Source organism: Kutzneria chonburiensis (assembly GCF_028622115.1).
Lineage (GTDB): Bacteria > Actinomycetota > Actinomycetes > Mycobacteriales > Pseudonocardiaceae > Kutzneria > Kutzneria chonburiensis.
This window is the reverse complement of the sequence record NZ_CP097263.1, coordinates 8,274,791-8,292,033: the sequence shown is the minus strand read 5'-3', so window position 1 is coordinate 8,292,033 and position 17,243 is coordinate 8,274,791. Positions and strand designations below refer to the sequence as shown.

The following is a 17,243-nucleotide window of genomic DNA, read 5'->3' as shown; positions in this document are numbered from 1 at the left end:
TCACAGTGAAGATGATCTCAACCAGCCGCTACCGGCTTGGGTTTTCCCAGCAGCGACTCGATGAAGTGGGCACACCAGTCCAGCAGCTCGGTGTCCCGCAGCGGCGGCGCGCCGATCCGGCCGCCGGCCGGGCCCTCGGTCGGGCGCGGCACCGACACGATGTGCGTAGCCGGCTTGTACAGCGCCTTCGGGTACAGCCGCTTCATGCGTACCAGCTGCGAGTCCAGCAGCTCCATCGGCGCGAAGCGGATCGAGCTGGCCTGCGTGGCCACCTCGGTGACGCCGTGGGCGCGGCAGGTCTGCCGGAACCGGGCCACCGCGAGCAGCCGCTCCACCGGGGCCGGTGGCTGGCCGTAGCGGTCCTGAAGCTCTTCCTTGACCGCTTGGAGCGTCGCCTCGTCGAAGGCCGCCGCGATCTTGCGGTACGCCTCGAGGCGCAGCCGCTCGCCCGGCACGTAGTCGTGCGGGATGTGCGCGTCCACCGGCAGATCGACGCGGACCTCGGCCAGCTCCTCGGCGTCGTCCTCGGTCGGCGCGCCGGCGTGCTTGCGGAACGCCTCGACCGCTTCGCCGACAAGGCGTACATAGAGGTCGAACCCGACGCCGGCGATGTGGCCCGACTGCTCGGCGCCGAGGATGTTGCCGGCGCCGCGGATCTCCAGGTCCTTCATGGCCACGGCCATGCCCGCGCCGAGCTCGGTGTTCTGCGCGATGGTGGCCAGCCGGTCGTGCGCGGTCTCGGTCAGCGTGCCGTCCGGCGGGTACAGGAAGTAGGCGTAGCCGCGTTCCCGGGCCCGGCCGACCCGGCCCCGCAGCTGGTGCAGCTGGGCCAGGCCGAGCAGGTCGCCGCGCTCAACGATGAGCGTGTTGGCGTTGGAGATGTCCAGTCCGGTCTCGACGATCGTGGTGCAGACCAGGACGTCGAACTCGCGCTCCCAGAAGCCCTCGATGATCTTCTCGAGGCGGTCCTCGTTCATCTGGCCGTGCGCGGTGGCGATCCGGGCCTCCGGCACCAGCTCGCGGATCCGGCGGGCCGCCCGCTCGATCGAGGACACCCGGTTGTGCACGAAGAACACCTGGCCGTCACGCAGCAGCTCGCGGCGGATGGCCGCGCCGACCTGCTTGTCGTCGTAGGCGCCGACGTAGGTCAGGATCGGGTGCCGCTCCTCGGGCGGGGTCAGGATGGTCGACATCTCGCGGATGCCGGCCAGGCTCATCTCCAGCGTGCGCGGGATCGGCGTCGCCGACATGGTCAGCACGTCGACGTGGGTGCGCAGCGCCTTGATGTGCTCCTTGTGCTCGACGCCGAAGCGCTGCTCCTCGTCCACGATGACCAGGCCGAGATCCTTGTAGCGCAAGCCGGTCTGCAGCAGGCGGTGGGTGCCGATGACGATGTCCACCTCGCCGTCGGCCAGGCCGGCCACGACCTTCTCCGACTCGGCCGGGTCGGTGAACCGGGACAGGCCCTTGACCACGACCGGGAACTGCCGCATGCGTTCGCTGAACGTGTTCAGGTGCTGCTGGGCCAGCAGCGTGGTCGGCACCAGCACCGCCACCTGCTTGCCGTCCTGCACCGCCTTGAACGCGGCGCGGACCGCGATCTCGGTCTTGCCGTAGCCGACGTCGCCGCAGATCACCCGGTCCATCGGGACCGCGCGCTCCATGTCCCCCTTCACCTCGTCGATGGCCGCCAGCTGGTCGGCCGTCTCGGTGAACGGGAACGCGTCCTCCAGCTCGCGCTGCCACGGCGTGTCCGGCGCGAAGGCGTGGCCGGGGGCGGACTGCCGCGCGGCGTAGAGCTGCACCAGCTCGGCGGCGATCTGCTTGACCGCCTTCTTGGCCTTGGCCTTGGTGTTCTTCCAGTCCGAGCCGCCCAGCTTGTTCAGCGTGGGCAGCTCGCCGCCGACATAGCGGGAGACCTCGTCGAGCTGGTCGGTCGGCACGAACAGGCGGTCGCCCGGCTGGCCCCGCTTGCTGGCCGCGTACTCCAGCACCAGGTACTCGCGGGTGGCGCCGGCGACCGTGCGCTGCACCATTTCCACGTAGCGGCCGATGCCGTGCTGCTCATGCACCACGTAGTCGCCGGACTTGAGCGCTAGCGGGTCGACCGCGTTGCGCCGCCGCGACGGCATCTTGCGCATGTCCCGTGTGGACGTGCCGCCGCGGCCGCCGGTCAGGTCCGTCTCCGTGAGGACGACCAGGCCCAGGCCGCTGGCCAGGAAGCCGTCCTCCATCGAGCCGCGGGCCACCGTGACGACGCCCGGTTCCGGGGCGTCGAGCAGGCCGTTCTCCGCCAGCCGCGCCGGTACCTCGGCCTCGGACATCTGCTCAACGGCGCGCTGGGCCGTACCCGTGCCGGGAACGATCAGCAGTGCCGTGCCGCCGGTCGCCGTGTGGGCACGCAGGTCGGCGAAGGCCCGGTCCACCTCGCCGCGGTACGACTCCACCGGCGTGACATCCAGGCGCAGCACGCCTTCCACGTCCGTGGTCAGCTGGCTCATCGTCCACCAGGCGCGGCCACTGTCCACTGTGGTCGTCGCGACGTCGGCCAGCGCTCGGTAGGCCGAGGCGCCCAGATCGATCGGCGCCTTGCCGCCGCCGGCCGCCGCCATCCAGGAGGCTTCCAGGAACTCCTGGCCCGTGCGGACCAGGTCCTGGGCCCGGGTTCGGATCTTCTCCGGGTCGTTGACCAGCACGATCGTGCCTTCGGGCACGACCTCCGTGAGCAGTTGGAGCTCGCCGACACAGAGCGCCGGGATCAGCGCCTCCATGCCTTCCACCGCGATGCCGTTGGACAGCTTGTCCAGCATCTCCGCCAGCTGCGCATCCGCTTGGTGATCCGCCGCCAGCTCCGCCGCCCTGGCCTTGACCTGTTCCGTCAGCAGCAGCTCGCGGCAGGGCGGTGCCGTGAAGGCTTGGATCTCTCCCGGCAGCGACCGCTGGTCGGCCACCGAGAACGCCCGGATCTCGCTGACCTCGTCGCCCCAGAACTCCACCCGGACCGGGTGCTCCGACGTCGGCGGGAACACGTCCAGGATGCCGCCCCGGACCGCGAACTCACCGCGCTTCTCCACCATGTCCACGCGTACGTAGGCCAGCTCCGTCAGCCGTTCCACCAGCTGTTCGAAGTCGTGCTCCGTGTTGATCTCCAGGTGCACCGGAGCCAGCTCACCCAGCTGCGGCGCCATCGGCTGGATCAGGCTCCGCACCGTCGCCACCACGACCTTCAGCTGCCCCGCCGGGTGCTCTTCCGGGTGCGCCAGCCGCCTGAGCACCTCCAGCCGCCGCCCCACCGTGTCCGCCCGGGGCGACAGCCGCTCGTGCGGCAGCGTCTCCCAGGACGGGAACAGCTCCACGGCATCCTGGCCCAGCAGATCCTTCGCGATCGCCCCCAGCTCGTCCGCTTCACGCCCCGTCGCCGTGATCGCCAGCACCGGCCTTTGCGTGGCCAGCGCCGCCACCAGCAGCGGCCTCCCCGCCGGCGGCCCTTCCAGCTCAAGGCGTGGCGTCTCCACCGCCCCCAGCGCCTCACGCAGCGACTTGTCCGCGAGCACGGCGGTCAGCAGACCGGACAAACGGCCGGGCTGGGTCACTTCGACAGTCCCCCTCGGATACACCTCGACACGCTCTCCAGCCTATGCCGCACCACCGACAAGGACCCGCCCTGGTTCAAAACCCCAGGTCAGCGCGATATGCGGGGTGGACGGTCCGATCAGACGAAAGAGGCCCCGGAGCTGAGCTCCGGGGCCTCGACGCGATCAGTTGATCCGTTGGTACAGCGCGGAGACCTGGGTCGGTGTCAGCGCGTAGTTCCATGCCTGCGCTTGACGGATCCGGCCGGGGAAGAACCGGTCGTTGGCGTCGTTCCACCGTGCCCGGCCCATCGTGAACGGCCCGGTGGCGGCGAACGAGGTCACGTTGCCGACCAGGTTGACGAAGGTCCCGTTCACGTAAAGGCTCTCGGTCTTCGCCACGGCGTCGTACACGCCAACCAGATGGGTCCAGGTGTTGGCAGCCGCTTGATCAGGTGCGATCACGCACGGCAGGTTGGCCACGGTCGGCGTGTCCGACGGCGACACCGAGAAGTTCCAGCTCTTCGAAGCCGGGTTGTAGAACAGGTAGAACGCGCTGCTGTGCTGGCCGTCCTCGCCCAGCACGGTGGCCGCGGTCGAGGGCAGTGTGCTCAGGTTCGCCCAGACCGACACCGAGAAGCTGCGGCTGGTGTCCACCGCGGGCCCGTCCGTCGCGGCGTAGCCGGCGGACCCGTCCAGGCTGAGCGCCTCGGCGACCACGGGGTCGGCGGCCCACGCCGCTGTACCGGCCAGGGTGGCTTGGTTGCCGCCGGAGGCCGGCAGATACGGACTGGTACCGCTGTTCGGCGTGTCCGCGGCGATCGTCGGATCGCTCGTGGTCGCGCCGTCATCGAGCGTCCAGGTGTCCTGCGCTCCCTGGTACACGGAGGCCAGCGCGCCGAATCCGGCATCGTTGAGGTTGACGTGGTCACCGCTGTCGGCGGCCGGATTCAACTGCACCCGCTGCCCGCTGGAGTCGGGCACGCCGACGGCCTTGTCCGAGTCGACGTAGTACTGCGACGGTTGCCCGCCGAACTCGGCCAGCCACTGGTTGACCGCCACCCGCTGGTCGTCGACGGCCGTCGTGCAGGCATCGTTCGTACTGGTCCCGTTTCCGGCGTAGCCGAGGCACGGTGTCAGCCCCATGCCGACGAACGTGAGGCCGTAGCCGGTCAGGTAGTCGATCAGCGCGCTCAGGCCGCTTGACGTGAGGTCGTTGGCCGATCGGCCGGCGAGCACATCCTGCAGCCCCTCCTCGAGCACAACCGTGTTCAGGCCCGGCTGGTCGAGCAGGTCGCGATCGATGCGGGACAGCAGGGACGGGCCACCGCCGCTGACCGACGCGTAGTCCGTCATCACGCGGTTGGACTGAATGCCTTCCGACAGCGTGCCGTACGGCGTCGGGGTCGTCGCCTCGGTGGCCGCGAACACGTCGGCGAGGTCGGCCACGGCCGTCCGGCCCGGCTGGGTCTGCTCGACGAAACCGTCGCCGAGCACCGCCTGGGTCGGCACGCCGCTGGTCTGCACATCCATGTTGGTCACCACGTTCGTGGAGAACCCGTCCGTCCCGCTGTGAGAAAACGCGGTTCCGGTCATGTCCATGGTGTGGTCGTCGGTGTGGTTGGCCTTCTCGGTGGCCGTGGCGTTCGCGGTGACGAAGCCGTAGCCGGTGTTGTTGGTCTCGGAGTTCGTGACGATGTACGGCACGTCGTTGCCCACCTGGAACGACACCAGCGCGAACTTGTTGGCCGGCACCGTCAGGTGTATCGGATCGGAGTACGTCATGCCGCCTTCGGGCAGCGTCACATTCGGCTGCCCACCGAATGTGAGCGCGATCGGCGATGCGGCCGGCACCGCCGTGGGCGCGGTACCTCCGCCCGACGCCAACGCGATGCTGGCATGCCTGATGTCCAGCGGCGTGTCACCCATCGCGTTGTCGAACTTGATCCGCACGGTGTCGCCGCCGATCGACGGCCGCACCGCCTCCCGGAAGGTGACGTCGGAGAAGGTCGAGCCGTAGTTGAACAGGCCCTCGGTCGGGGAGCTCCACGCGCCGGTCCATGTCTTGCCGGCGGCGGCGCCGTCGATGGTGGTGTCGCGGGTGGCCATGCCGTAGATGTGCAGCGCCTGGGCGCTCCACGGGCTGGCGCCGACGTCCGGCAGCGTCACCGACTGCACGGTGCGGCCGGGGATCAGCGGCACGGAGAAGGTGTACAGCTTGGTCGGGAGCTGGCCGTTGGGGCCGCCGGGCTCATTGCGGTGCGGCAACGTGACCGCCGCCAACGCGCTCGGCCCGGCCACCCAGTCCGGGACGGTCAGGTAGTAGGGCATGTCGAACCCGTGGTCGTAGTGGATGACACCCTTTGGCGCGCACCAGTAGCCGGGCTTGGTGGAGTCGAAGCACCACGAGGCGGTCACCGGCGTGCCGGCCGGCACGTACGGCGCGGTCAGGTTGCCCTTGATCGACGGCGGCATCTTGCCGGCGTCCACGGTGGTGCCGGTGGTCAGGAATTCGAGCGCGCTGCTGCCGGTGGTCGCGACGGACTGGCCGACGGTGATCGTCTGGTTGGCCGCCAGCACGTTGTCGGCCTGGCCGGCGCCGAACTGGGGCAGCGTGAACTTCGCCCCGTTGACGTTGACCGTGCCGCCGCTGTTCCAGCCGGCGTTGGTGAGGTCATCCGCGGAGAACGAGTTGAGACCGTCCGCGTTGCCGAGGCTCACGTTGTTGTTCGGGCTGATCGACACGTTGTTGAAGCACGCGGCCAGGGTGGCGCAGGTGGTGCTCGGGTCGGCGCCCGAATAGAAGGTGTAGCTCTGGTAACCCGAGGCGTCGCCGGCCGCGTCGGCCGTGTAGGCGAGCATCGTGTGCGGGCCAGGGGACTTCGGCCCGTAGGACCTCGTCGCCGACGCCGCCATCTCGGCGATCTCCGAACCGTTCAGCGCGGTCTGGTACGCCTGCACATCCGAGATCGAACCGTGGAAGAACGCCGTGTCGCCGTCGTTGAAGCGGGTGTCGCCGACCACGAACGGCCCGGGCGCCGGGATCACCGCGGACACCGTGTTCTGCTTGATCAGCACACCGTTGACGTAGAGGCTGATCTGGTGCGCCGGCGCGTCGTACACACCGGCCACATGGGTCCAGACATTGACATTGGCCTGAGTCACCGTGTTGCTGAGGAACGCCCACTGGTACGGGTCGCCCGTCGCGTCCGCATTGGTCATGCCGAAGATCCACGCCTTGACGTCCGGCGAGTACCGGATCTCGAAGGCCGACGTGTGCGTGGCGTTCTGGCTGGCGACGGCGTAGTAGCCGTTCAGGTCGGAGATCTTGGCCCAGGCCGAGACCGTGAAGCTCTGCGTGGTGTCGAGCACCGGGCCACTCGTCGCCCCGTGCCCGTCGGGGCCCGCGAACCTCAGTGCCGGCGCGTCGTCGGTCGCCGGCGCCCAGGCGACGCCGCCGCCGGTCAAGGTCACCGGATGGTTGTTGCCGCTGGCGTCGGCGAGGCTCGTGCCGGTGCCCTCGGTCATCCGCCACCGGGCCGCCGGGCTGATCTGCCCGCCGCCGAAGATCTTCGCGATGTCGGTCGCGCTCAGCGCCGCCTGGTAGGCCTGCACATCGCTGATCGACCCCTTGAAGTCGCCGGCCTGCATGGCGTTCCACTGCGCCCGGCCAATGGTGAACGGCCCGTTGGCCGCGTAAGGCGTGCTGTCCGTGTTGGTGCCCTGAGCCTGCCCGTTGACGTACAGCGTCAACTTCCCGTTCGACGCGTCGTACACGCCGGCCAGGTGGGCCCACACACCCACCTGTGGCGCGTTGGTCGATTCCGCCCGGACCGCCGCGGCGTTGAGGTTGTCGCTGGACAGCTTGGAGAACGACCACTTGCCGTCGATGTTCTCCAGGTAGAAGCCGCTGGCGAAGACGCTGTCCTGGCCCAGCACCGCGCCGCTGTCGGTGGTCGAGGCGGCGTTCACCCAGGCCGACACGGTGAAGCTGCCGTCGGTCTTGATCACGGGTCCGCTGGTCGCCGCGAACCCGTTGCCGTTGAGCGACATCACCTTGCCGTGCACGGGATCCGTGACGAACGAAGTGGTGCCGCTGAGGGTTGCCGGCGCGTTGCCGGCGGAATCCGGTGCGGCCGTCGCGGTGGCGTCGGACAACTTCCACCGGCTCGCCACGGCGATGGCGGCGCTGCCGTTGGGCGTCATCACGTCGGCCGACGGCGGATTCGTCCTGGGCAGGTTCGGCTCGTCCAGACTGTCCACCAGCTTGCTGACCTGGCCGCCGGTGGACGCGACGGTGAACCGTCCGGGCGTGCCGGCGACCGCGCCGATGGTCCCGTTGTCGGGATACCTGCCGTCGGTGGAGCTGATCGACGGAGCCGACGGCGCGGTCGGCTCGGCCGTGAAGTGGCAGACCGGCGACCAGCCACCCCAGTCCTCGCCGTCGGTGACCCTGGCCTTCCAGCTCACCACCTGGCCGTTGGACAGCCCGGTGATGAACGAACTCGGCAGCGAGTACGCGGCCGTGCCGCCGGATCCCACGTTGTCCGCGCTGTAGCCGTCGGTCGGAGACCCGTTGTCCACCCAGTACTGGAAGTCGGCCTGAAGGTGGTCACCGTCCACATCGGACACCGTCGTGGAGAGTACCGGGGTGTTGGTCGCGATGGCCTTGCCCATGTACGGGTACGGGCCCTGCCCCGCGGTGTTGCACCCCGCGTTGTCGGCGCCGGACTTCGCGGCCATGCCGTCCGCTCCCGGCGTGTTCGGCGCACGGTTGAAGAAGATCTGGAGCGTCGCGTTGTGCGCGAAGCGGGCGTAGGCGGCGTCGCTGCGCGAAGCCTCGCCGCCGTCGTCGAGCAGCCCCAGGGTGATCTGCGAGGCGTGCGCCGCCGCGGACTGGGCGATCACGCTGGTCACGTCGTAGCCATGGGTGATCGCGGCCGGCGTGCCGGCGCCGCAAGGCCGGTCGACCGGGCCCCAGGCCAGCTGCCCGATGCTCGGCCCGGGGTTGGGCTGGTTGTTCCACGACGTGCCCGGGCCGATGCCGCCGGACCAGTGCAGGTTGATGTTCCCGGTGGCACAGGTGCCCGAATACACCTTGGTGAAGTTCGCGGTCGCGCCGGGCTGGCCGGACACGTTGCCGATGTGCGCGCCCCAGATCTCCTGCGGCAGCGCCCACTGGAAGTAGGCGCGCATCTTGCCGAGGCACGTGCCGCCGGCGAAGTCGTTGATGCCGACCGCGAGGTAGCCGTTGTCGGCACCGCTGCTGGTGTCGTTGTAGAACGAGGTGTTGGTGCAGGGATAGCCCTGCTTGACCTCGTCGAACGACGGGTTCGACATGTTCTCGGTGGGGTTCTTCCACTGGAACGACGGGTCGATGTACAGCGGAAAGACCGTGGCCGTGTCGGTGAGCAGGTGCTTGTCCGGTACGAGAGTCAGCGCGCTCGCCGTCGCCTCGGCCTTGATCGGCGCCGACCGCGCGACCGCGCCGGGATGCGTGCTGTCGGAGGCGTCGGGACTCGTCTGCACGCTCGACCGCTGCCGCGGCGAGTCCTTCGCCGCGCTGGGGATCGTGGTGTTGGAGTCCCACATGAACGGCGTCGAGGCGGTCAGCGTGTTGCCGCCCTTGGCGCCCGTGATCGTGACCCCGCCGGTCTTCTCCGTCTTGACGGAGCCGCCGGCAACTACGGTGGGCAGTTGAAGCTTGGCCAGCGCCGGGTTGCTGGCGGCCTGTTTGTCATGCACGACAAGGACTTCGGAGAAACCACCGGCGATGGTGGCCGAGGCCTGCAGGTCCACACCGGGCAGAACGTCGTGATAGGTCGCGGTGCTGCCGGCCACGGTCGGCGTGGGCAGTGCTGCCGGCCACGACACCGAGTAGGTCGTCGAGCCGGATGCGGTGACCGCCAGCGGCACCTTGCCGCCGCCGGACAACGTGACGGATCCGTACGCGGTCGCCGCCGGGGACAGCGAGCCGTCCGCATTGCGGTGCAGCGTCGTGTCGACCGGAACCCACTTGCCGTTCTGGTTGGCGCGCACCGGTTCTGGGGTGCCCGTCAGCACGAAACCGCCCTTGGGTTGGGCGACGTACTGGGCGGTCTCGGTGGTGAGGCTGTCGACAGTGACCGGTTTGCCGGTGGCGCGGGCCTTCGCGGCCGCCGCGGTCATCGCGGCCGACTGCTGCGGCGTCGGTCCGTAGCCGTCGTCGAGAGTTGGCAGTTTCGACGGCTGACCTTGCGTCGTGGGCACCGGCCCAGGCTTGGGGGTGACGGGGGTGACGGCCAGCGCGACCGGCGGCACGGCCGCCGCGGTCGACACGATCATGCCAGCGGCAAGAACGGCCGCGAATATCACATTCCGCTGTCTTGATTTTCTACGGGCAGAATTGATCCAAAGCATGAAGCCCCCCATTCCGACCATCAATCAAGATCCGCGCAGCATCCGGCACAAGCCAGCTGAAATTTGACTAACAAAAACCTCATGATCACAATGTGGCGCAGATCACCCTTCACGCGGACCTCACGCTGTAACGCCGTGACCTGCCGTATCGATAGCGCGTCTCCGCAGGCGGTGGCCACCCTGAGCGGTTGACCCGATTCAGTCGAATGGTCCGATTCCGCCTGCCGTTGTCATTTCCTTCGCGACTACGGAACGTTTTCCGACCGGACGGGCAATGACCCGGATCGACCAATCACAGCCACTTCCGCAGCGTGACCTCACCTGCTAGCTTCGCGTTGTTTCGCACCAGCCGGGTGCAGGGGAGGGCACTGTGGTGTTGTTGAAGTCTGCGCGTCGCCGTCGCATTGTCGCCGCCGGGTTGGCCACCGCGCTCGTGCTGGGCCTGGTGCCCGGAATCGCCGCCGCCGCGCCCGCCAAGGACAGATCGGCGCCCGAGGTCCATCGGGACAGATCCATCCCGGTCAGCGCGATCGCCGGGCACTACGGCAAGCCTCCCGCGATGCCGGCATGGCAGCCGAAGGCCACGACGTGGCCGTCCGGCGCCGCCGACGTCACCCTGACCGCCGGCAAGTCGGTCAAGGCCGGCGCCCTGCCGATGAACCTGGCGCGCACCGCCGCGGCCCAGCAGCCCGCTGCCCACGTCGCCATCGCGCCGCAGGCCACGGCCACCGCCGCCGGCATCCACGGCGTGGTGTTCTCCTTGCAGCGCACGGACAACGACGCCGCCACCAGCTCGGTCAAGGTCAGCCTGGACTACACCCCGTTCCAGGACGCCTTCGGCGGCGACTGGAGCTCACGGCTGCACGTGGTCGAGCTGCCCTCGTGTGCGCTGACCACACCGGACAAGCCCGAATGCCGCCGACAGACTCCGGTGAAGTCGAGCAACAACACCAAGTCCGGCACCGTGTCGGCGGATGTCACGCTGGCGTCCACCACCCGGCCCACCACTCGAGCCGCCGAAAGCGGCACTGCCAGCCCGGCAACCGTGTTCGCGGCCGAAGCCGGTGGCTCCGGTGACGGCGGCGGTGACTACTCGGCGACCTCGCTCAAGCCTTCGGGCTCGTGGCAGGCCGGCGGCTCCACCGACGCGTTCAGCTGGTCGTACCCGATCCCGGTGCCGTCGGTGCCGGGCGGACTCCAGCCCAGCGTCGGCCTGTCCTACAGCTCCCAGAGCGTCGACGGCCTGATCTCGTCCACCAACAACCAGCCCTCCTGGCTCGGCGACGGCTGGGACTACTCCCCCGGCTACATCGAGCGGTCCTACCAGTCCTGCCAGGAGAACCCGGACGGCGCCACCAAGACCAGCGACAACTGCTGGTCCGACAACAACACGCTGACGTTGTCGCTGGCCGGCTCGACCAGCACGCTGATCAAGGACGACGTCACCGGCGAGTACCACCCGCAGTCCGACTCCGGCGCGCGCGTGCAGTACGTCACCGACGGGATCGCCAACGGCGCGCAGAACGGCGAGCACTTCGTCGTCACCACCACCGACGGCACCCAGTACTTCTTCGGTCTCAACCAGCTGCCGGGCTGGAGCTCGGGCAAGCCGACCACCGACTCCGTGCTGACCGAACCGGTCTACTTCACCAAGTCGACCCCGCAGGGCTGCTACAACGCCGATTTCTCGCAGTCGCACTGCCAGCAGGCGTACCGGTGGAACCTCGACTACGTCAAGGACACCCACAACGACGTCGTCTCCTACTTCTACAGCAAGGAAACCAACTCCTACGCGGCCGACAAGGGCACCAACGCCACGGCCGGCTACGACCGCGGCAGCTACCTGGCGCGGATCCAGTACGGCCAGCGCGACGGCCAGGTCTACAGCACCCAGCCGGCCGCCCAGGTGATCTTCACCTCGACCGGCCGCTGCAAGCTCGACAGCTGCGACCCCGGAACGCTCAACTCCAGCACCGCCACGGACTGGCCGGACGTGCCGTACGACCTCAACTGCGCGTCGCAGGCCGCCTGCCAGGCGCAGAGCCCGTCGTTCTGGTCCGAGTACACGCTCCAGTCGATCCAGACGCAGGTTCTCGTCGGCACCACCGAGACCAATGTGGACAAGTGGTCGCTGACGCACTCCTTCCCGGCCACCGGCGACTCCACCCAGCCGGCGCTGTGGTTGTCGTCCATCACGCACACCGGTCAGGACACGACCTCCGGCAGCACGGCGCCGATCGACCTGCCGGCGGTCACCTTCACCGGCACGCCGCTGTCCAACCGGGTCGACCTCGCGTCCGGCTACGCGCCGATCACCCGGCAGCGCATGCACACCATCACCACCGAGACCGGCGAGACGATCACCATCGGGTACAGCTCGCCGGGCTGCGGCACGGGCACCCCGACCGATCCGTCGCAGAACACCAAGCTCTGCTATCCCGGCTACTGGACACCGCTCGGGGTCACCGACCCGATACTGGACTGGTTCAACAAGTACATCGTCACCGGCGTCACCGAGGCCGACCCGACCGGCGGCGCGGCCAACGACACCATCGTCACCACGTACACCCCGGTCGGCACGCCGGCCTGGCACCACAACGACAATCCGCTCACGCCGGCCAACCACCGCACCTGGGACCAGTGGCGCGGCTACCAGGGCATGATCGTGACGACCGGCACCGCGCCGGACCCGATCGCCAAGACCCAGTACACGTACTTCCGCGGCATGGACGGGGACACCCAACCCGGCGGCACCCGCTCCGCGGCGGTGAGCGACTCTCGCGGCGACCCGGGCGTCACCGACAAGGCGCAGTACGCCGGCATGACGTACGAGAAGGTCATCTTCAACGGGACCGACGTCGTCTCCGACACCGTCACCGACCCGTGGTCCAGCGACGCCCCCACCGCGACGCACGCGCTGACCGGACTGCCTGCGCAGCAGGCGTTCTTCACCGGCTCGTTGGACACCAAGACGTACACGCCGCTGGCCGGCGGCACGACCCGGGTGACCGAGTCGGACAACACCTTCGACGCCCGCGGCCGGATCGCCAAGGTGAGCGACCTCGGTGATGTGTCGGTCAACACCGACGACATGTGCACCACCACGACCTACGCCGACAACACCACGGCGTGGATCCTGAACAAGGCGGCCGAGGTCAAGTCAGTCGCGGTCAATTGCTCAGCCACACCAGCGATTCCCGGCGATGTCGTCACCGACGGGCTCACCTTCTACGACGGCTCCACCACGCTCGGCGCGGCACCGACCGTCGGCGACATGACAATGACTCAGCTCGCCTCGTCCTACACCGGGGCGACACCGAACTACATCACCACGTCGACGATCACGGTCGACCAGTACGGCCGCGCGACCGCGAAGACGGACCCTGACAACCGGTCGACGTCCACTGTGTACACACCAGCGACCGGCGTGCAGCCGACGTCCATCGCCGTCACCGACCCGAAGAAGTTCACGACCACGACCACGTACGACCCGGTTCGCAATCTGGCCATCTCGTTGACCGATCCGGCCGGCTACGTCACGAGCACCAAGTACGACGCGATCGGCCGGCTGATCTCCGTGCAGAAGCCAGGCATCAACGGCGTGTCGCTGAAGTACAGCTACACCGTCGCCAACGACAAACCGTCCGTTGTGGACTCGTATGCGCTGAACTACGACGGCAGCTACCGGGTTTCCGAGACGCTGTACGACTCGTTGCTGCGGGCGCGGGAGACGCAGACCCAGACGCCGGACAACGGCCGTCTGATCTCCGACACCATCTACAACACCGATGGCTGGGTGTCCCAGACCAACAGCCCGTACTTCAACTCCGATCCGGTGAGCGCCACCTACGTGCAGGCGCAGCCGGGGCAGGTGCCGGCCGCGGTTGGCATCGCCTATGACGCGACCGGTCGCAAGACCACTGAGACCGCATACGCGTTGGGCAATGCCACCTGGAGCACCGGTTACACCTACGGCGGCAACTTCACCACCACAACGCCGCCGGCCGGCGCGCCGCCGACCACGACGATCGTGGACGCGCTCGGCCGTGCTACCGACTACCTCGTCTACCACCAGGGCGTGACCCCGGATCCGATCAACAACCCGGCCTCGGCCTATGACGACACCAAGTACACGTACTACCCCAACGGTAAGAAGCACACCGTCGTCGACGCCGCCGGCAACAGCTGGTCGTACCAGTACAACCTGTTGGGGCAGCAGACGTCCTCGAACGACCCGGACACCGGGGCGTCCAGCAGCACCTACGACAACGCCGGTCAGCTGATCACCACGACCGACTCCCGCGGCAAGCAGGTCACGTTCACCTACGACGTCGACGGCCGCAAGACCGCCCGCTACGACACGACGACCACGCAGACGCTGTCGTCGAGCAACAAGACCGCCGCGTGGACGTACGACACCGTCAAGACGGGCTATCCGACCGCCACCACGTCGATCTCGGGCGGCGACACCTACACCCAGACCGTGGTCAACTACAACGCGATGGGCGTGCCGTCGTCCGTCAAGACCACCCTCACCGGCGAGGGCACCACCGTCTTCCCGTCGGCCGGAATCACCACCGGGTTCGTGTACAGCCTCACCGGCTACCGGACCGACCAGAAGGACTCCGCGGTCGACGGCCTGCCGCAGGAGGACATCGGCACCGGCTACGACACTTTTGGTGAGCCCACCTCGTTGTCCGGCACCATCCCGGTCACCTCCGGCATCCCGTCCTGGCCCTACGTTCAGGCGCTCGGGTACTCCGAGTTCGGCGAGCCCGTCCAGTACACGCTGCCCACCGGCACGGGCAACGCCTGGGTCACCGACTCCTACGACGACCAGACCCATGCACTGACCGACGTGCAGACCGCCGACCAGGTCAAGACCAACCTGATCGACGACACCAGCTACCGCTACAGCGGGCCCGGCGTGTCCAAGGGCGCGGGGCTGGTCATGTCCACTGTGGACAAGCAGAACGGTGGCGCCGTCACCGACACCCAGTGCTACGCCTACGACTACGCCACCCGGCTCGCCGGCGCGTGGTCCGCCACCGACAACTGCGCCAACTCTCCGTCCGGTTCCAACGTCGGCGGTCCGAATGCGTACTGGCAGTCCTGGACCTACGACGCCGCCGGCAACCGGGCCAGCCAGGTCGACCACGACGTGACCGGTGATGTCACTAAGGACAACCGGACCGTCTACAACTACCCGACGCCCGGGTCCAGCAGCTCCCAGCCGCACACCCTGTCCAACACCACCGCTACCGGCCCGAACGCCGCCGCCAACACCGCGTCATACAGCTACGACATGGCCGGCAACACCACCACCATCCACGGTGGCGCCACCGGCGACCAGAGCCTGACCTGGAACGACCTCGGTCAGCTGGCCACCGACACCACCAGCACCGGCGGTTCGTCCTACGTCTACGACGCCTCCGGCAACCTCATCGTGCGGCGCGATCCCGGCAAGACCACCATCTTCGTCGGCGACGAGCAGTTGCAGCTCGACACCACCACCAACGGTGTGTCAGCCAGCCGCTACTACGCCATCGGCGGCACCACCGTCGCCGTGCGTACCACCCTCAACACCAACCCCCAGCTCCTCGTGCCCGACCGACAGGGCACCGACCAGCTCACCATCGACGCCGGCAGCGGCGCAGTCACCCGTCGCCAGTTCACCCCCTTCGGCGGCACTCGCGGCACCCCTCCCGCCGCTTGGCCCGGCGACAAGGGCTTCGTCGGCGGCACCCCCGATCCCACGACACAACTCGTCAACCTCGGGGCCCGGGAGTACAACCCCGCCAACGGCCGCTTCCTCTCCGCCGACCCGGTGTTCGAGGACAACAGTCCCAACCAGATGAACGGGTACGACTACGCCGGCAACGACCCCATCACCGGCAGCGACCCGTCCGGCCTCTTCTGCGACGGCTGCGAGTACGGCGGCAGCGGCGACAACCACGGCGTCGGTTGTCAGGCCAACCTGAGCCACTGCGACTCCTCGACCGGCAGCCCCGTCACCCACTACTGCGACGGCTGCGCCTCCGGCGACGTCTCGCACCCCGAGTTGGCCAATTACGGCCGGCTGGCCAGCGGCCAGAACAAGGACGTCAACCTGCAACCGTCTCTTGGCGGCCGCCGGATACCCACCTTCGACCAGCTCAAGGCCCTGCGGTTGGGCGGGCACGGCTACGCTGACAACGAATACGGTCTCGCCATCAGGGATTGGGCCTACGAGAGCTGCTCGTATGCAGGTGAAGCGGACACGAAATTCTGTGGCGCCGCGGCGGCGGCGGGCCTGCTCGCTCCTATCCGCAACCTCGCCGCTGACATCATCATCTTCACCGCCCTCACCGTGATGACGGATGGCACGGCCGACGCCTTGCTCGCACCGGAGCTCCTCGCCGGCGCTGAGGATGGCCTGGGCTCTGTTGCGGTGAAGGCCGGGGAAGACGGCGCAGCCGCAGCAACGATGTCATCGGCTGAAGACTCAGGATTGTCGGCCCTGTTCAAGGCGGCATGTCGCACGAACAGCTTCGCCGCCGACACCGCTGTCCTGATGGCTGACGGTTCCCAACGCCCAATTCAGGACGTCAAGGTCGGCGACAAGATCACCAACGCCGATCCCGAAACCACCACGTCCCAGCAGCACACGGTGACCGCCATCCACGTGACCGACACCGACCGGGACTTCACCAGCCTGTCGGTTGCCACGGCCAACGGTCCGAAGACCATCACCGTCACCGCCCATCACCTGTTCTGGGACAGCACCAAGCACATCTGGACTCCAGCCGCCGATCTCAAGCCCGGCGACCAGCTCGACACCGGCGGCGACGGCACCGCCACCGTGTTGTCCAGCTGGGAGTTCACGTCGAGCATCCGTACGTACAACCTGACTGTCGACGGCCTTCACACGTTTGACGTGATGGCCGGTGCCACGAGGGTTCTGGTCCACAACGACCCTCCTGGCATCGACCTGAGCAACGCCCAACCATGGACGGGCAACTTTCCGTTGGGTGGTTCGCAAGACGCTGGCGGCCCAAAGAACGGCGTCTTGTATCGCGAGCAAAATGGAACCGTCAGCAACTACGCGGTTTACGACGAGAATGGCATAATTCTGCGTCGAGTCGACCTGGTGGGCAGGGCTCACGGAGGCGTACCCACCCCGCACGTCCAGGAGTACACACGTAACGTGACGCCAGACGGGCGAGTGTTCCCCCAACAGAGCAAGATCGCGACTCCGGCAGGCCCAGACGACATGCCTCGGGTGTGCTGACC

General features: G+C 68.3%; 3 protein-coding genes. 1 reads left to right on the top strand and 2 read right to left on the bottom strand.

Annotation, left to right across the window (positions count from 1 at the left end):
- Positions 1 to 17: 17 nt before the first annotated feature.
- Positions 18 to 3,593 (bottom strand): transcription-repair coupling factor, encoded by a 3,576-nt coding sequence (gene mfd, locus M3Q35_RS38625; protein WP_273937511.1) that lies wholly within the window; start codon positions 3,591 to 3,593, stop codon positions 18 to 20.
- Between the two features lie 165 nt (positions 3,594 to 3,758).
- The gene (locus tag M3Q35_RS38620) at positions 3,759 to 9,896 is read right to left on the bottom strand and encodes a LamG-like jellyroll fold domain-containing protein (RefSeq protein ID WP_273937510.1); all 6,138 of its coding nucleotides are present in this window, start codon (positions 9,894 to 9,896) and stop codon (positions 3,759 to 3,761) included.
- 454 nt (positions 9,897 to 10,350) lie between these two features.
- On the opposite strand from M3Q35_RS38620, the gene M3Q35_RS38615 reads away from it, so the two are divergent.
- Positions 10,351 to 17,241, top strand: a complete 6,891-nt coding sequence (locus M3Q35_RS38615) for a polymorphic toxin type 24 domain-containing protein (protein WP_273937509.1) — start codon at positions 10,351 to 10,353, stop codon at positions 17,239 to 17,241.
- Positions 17,242 to 17,243 lie beyond the last annotated feature (2 nt).

Excerpts from the sequence above, each read along its gene's own strand:
- M3Q35_RS38620 (WP_273937510.1), bottom strand. The coding sequence starts at position 9,896 with ATGATCGTGTCGACCGCGGCGGCCGTGCCGCCGGTCGCGCTGGCCGTC.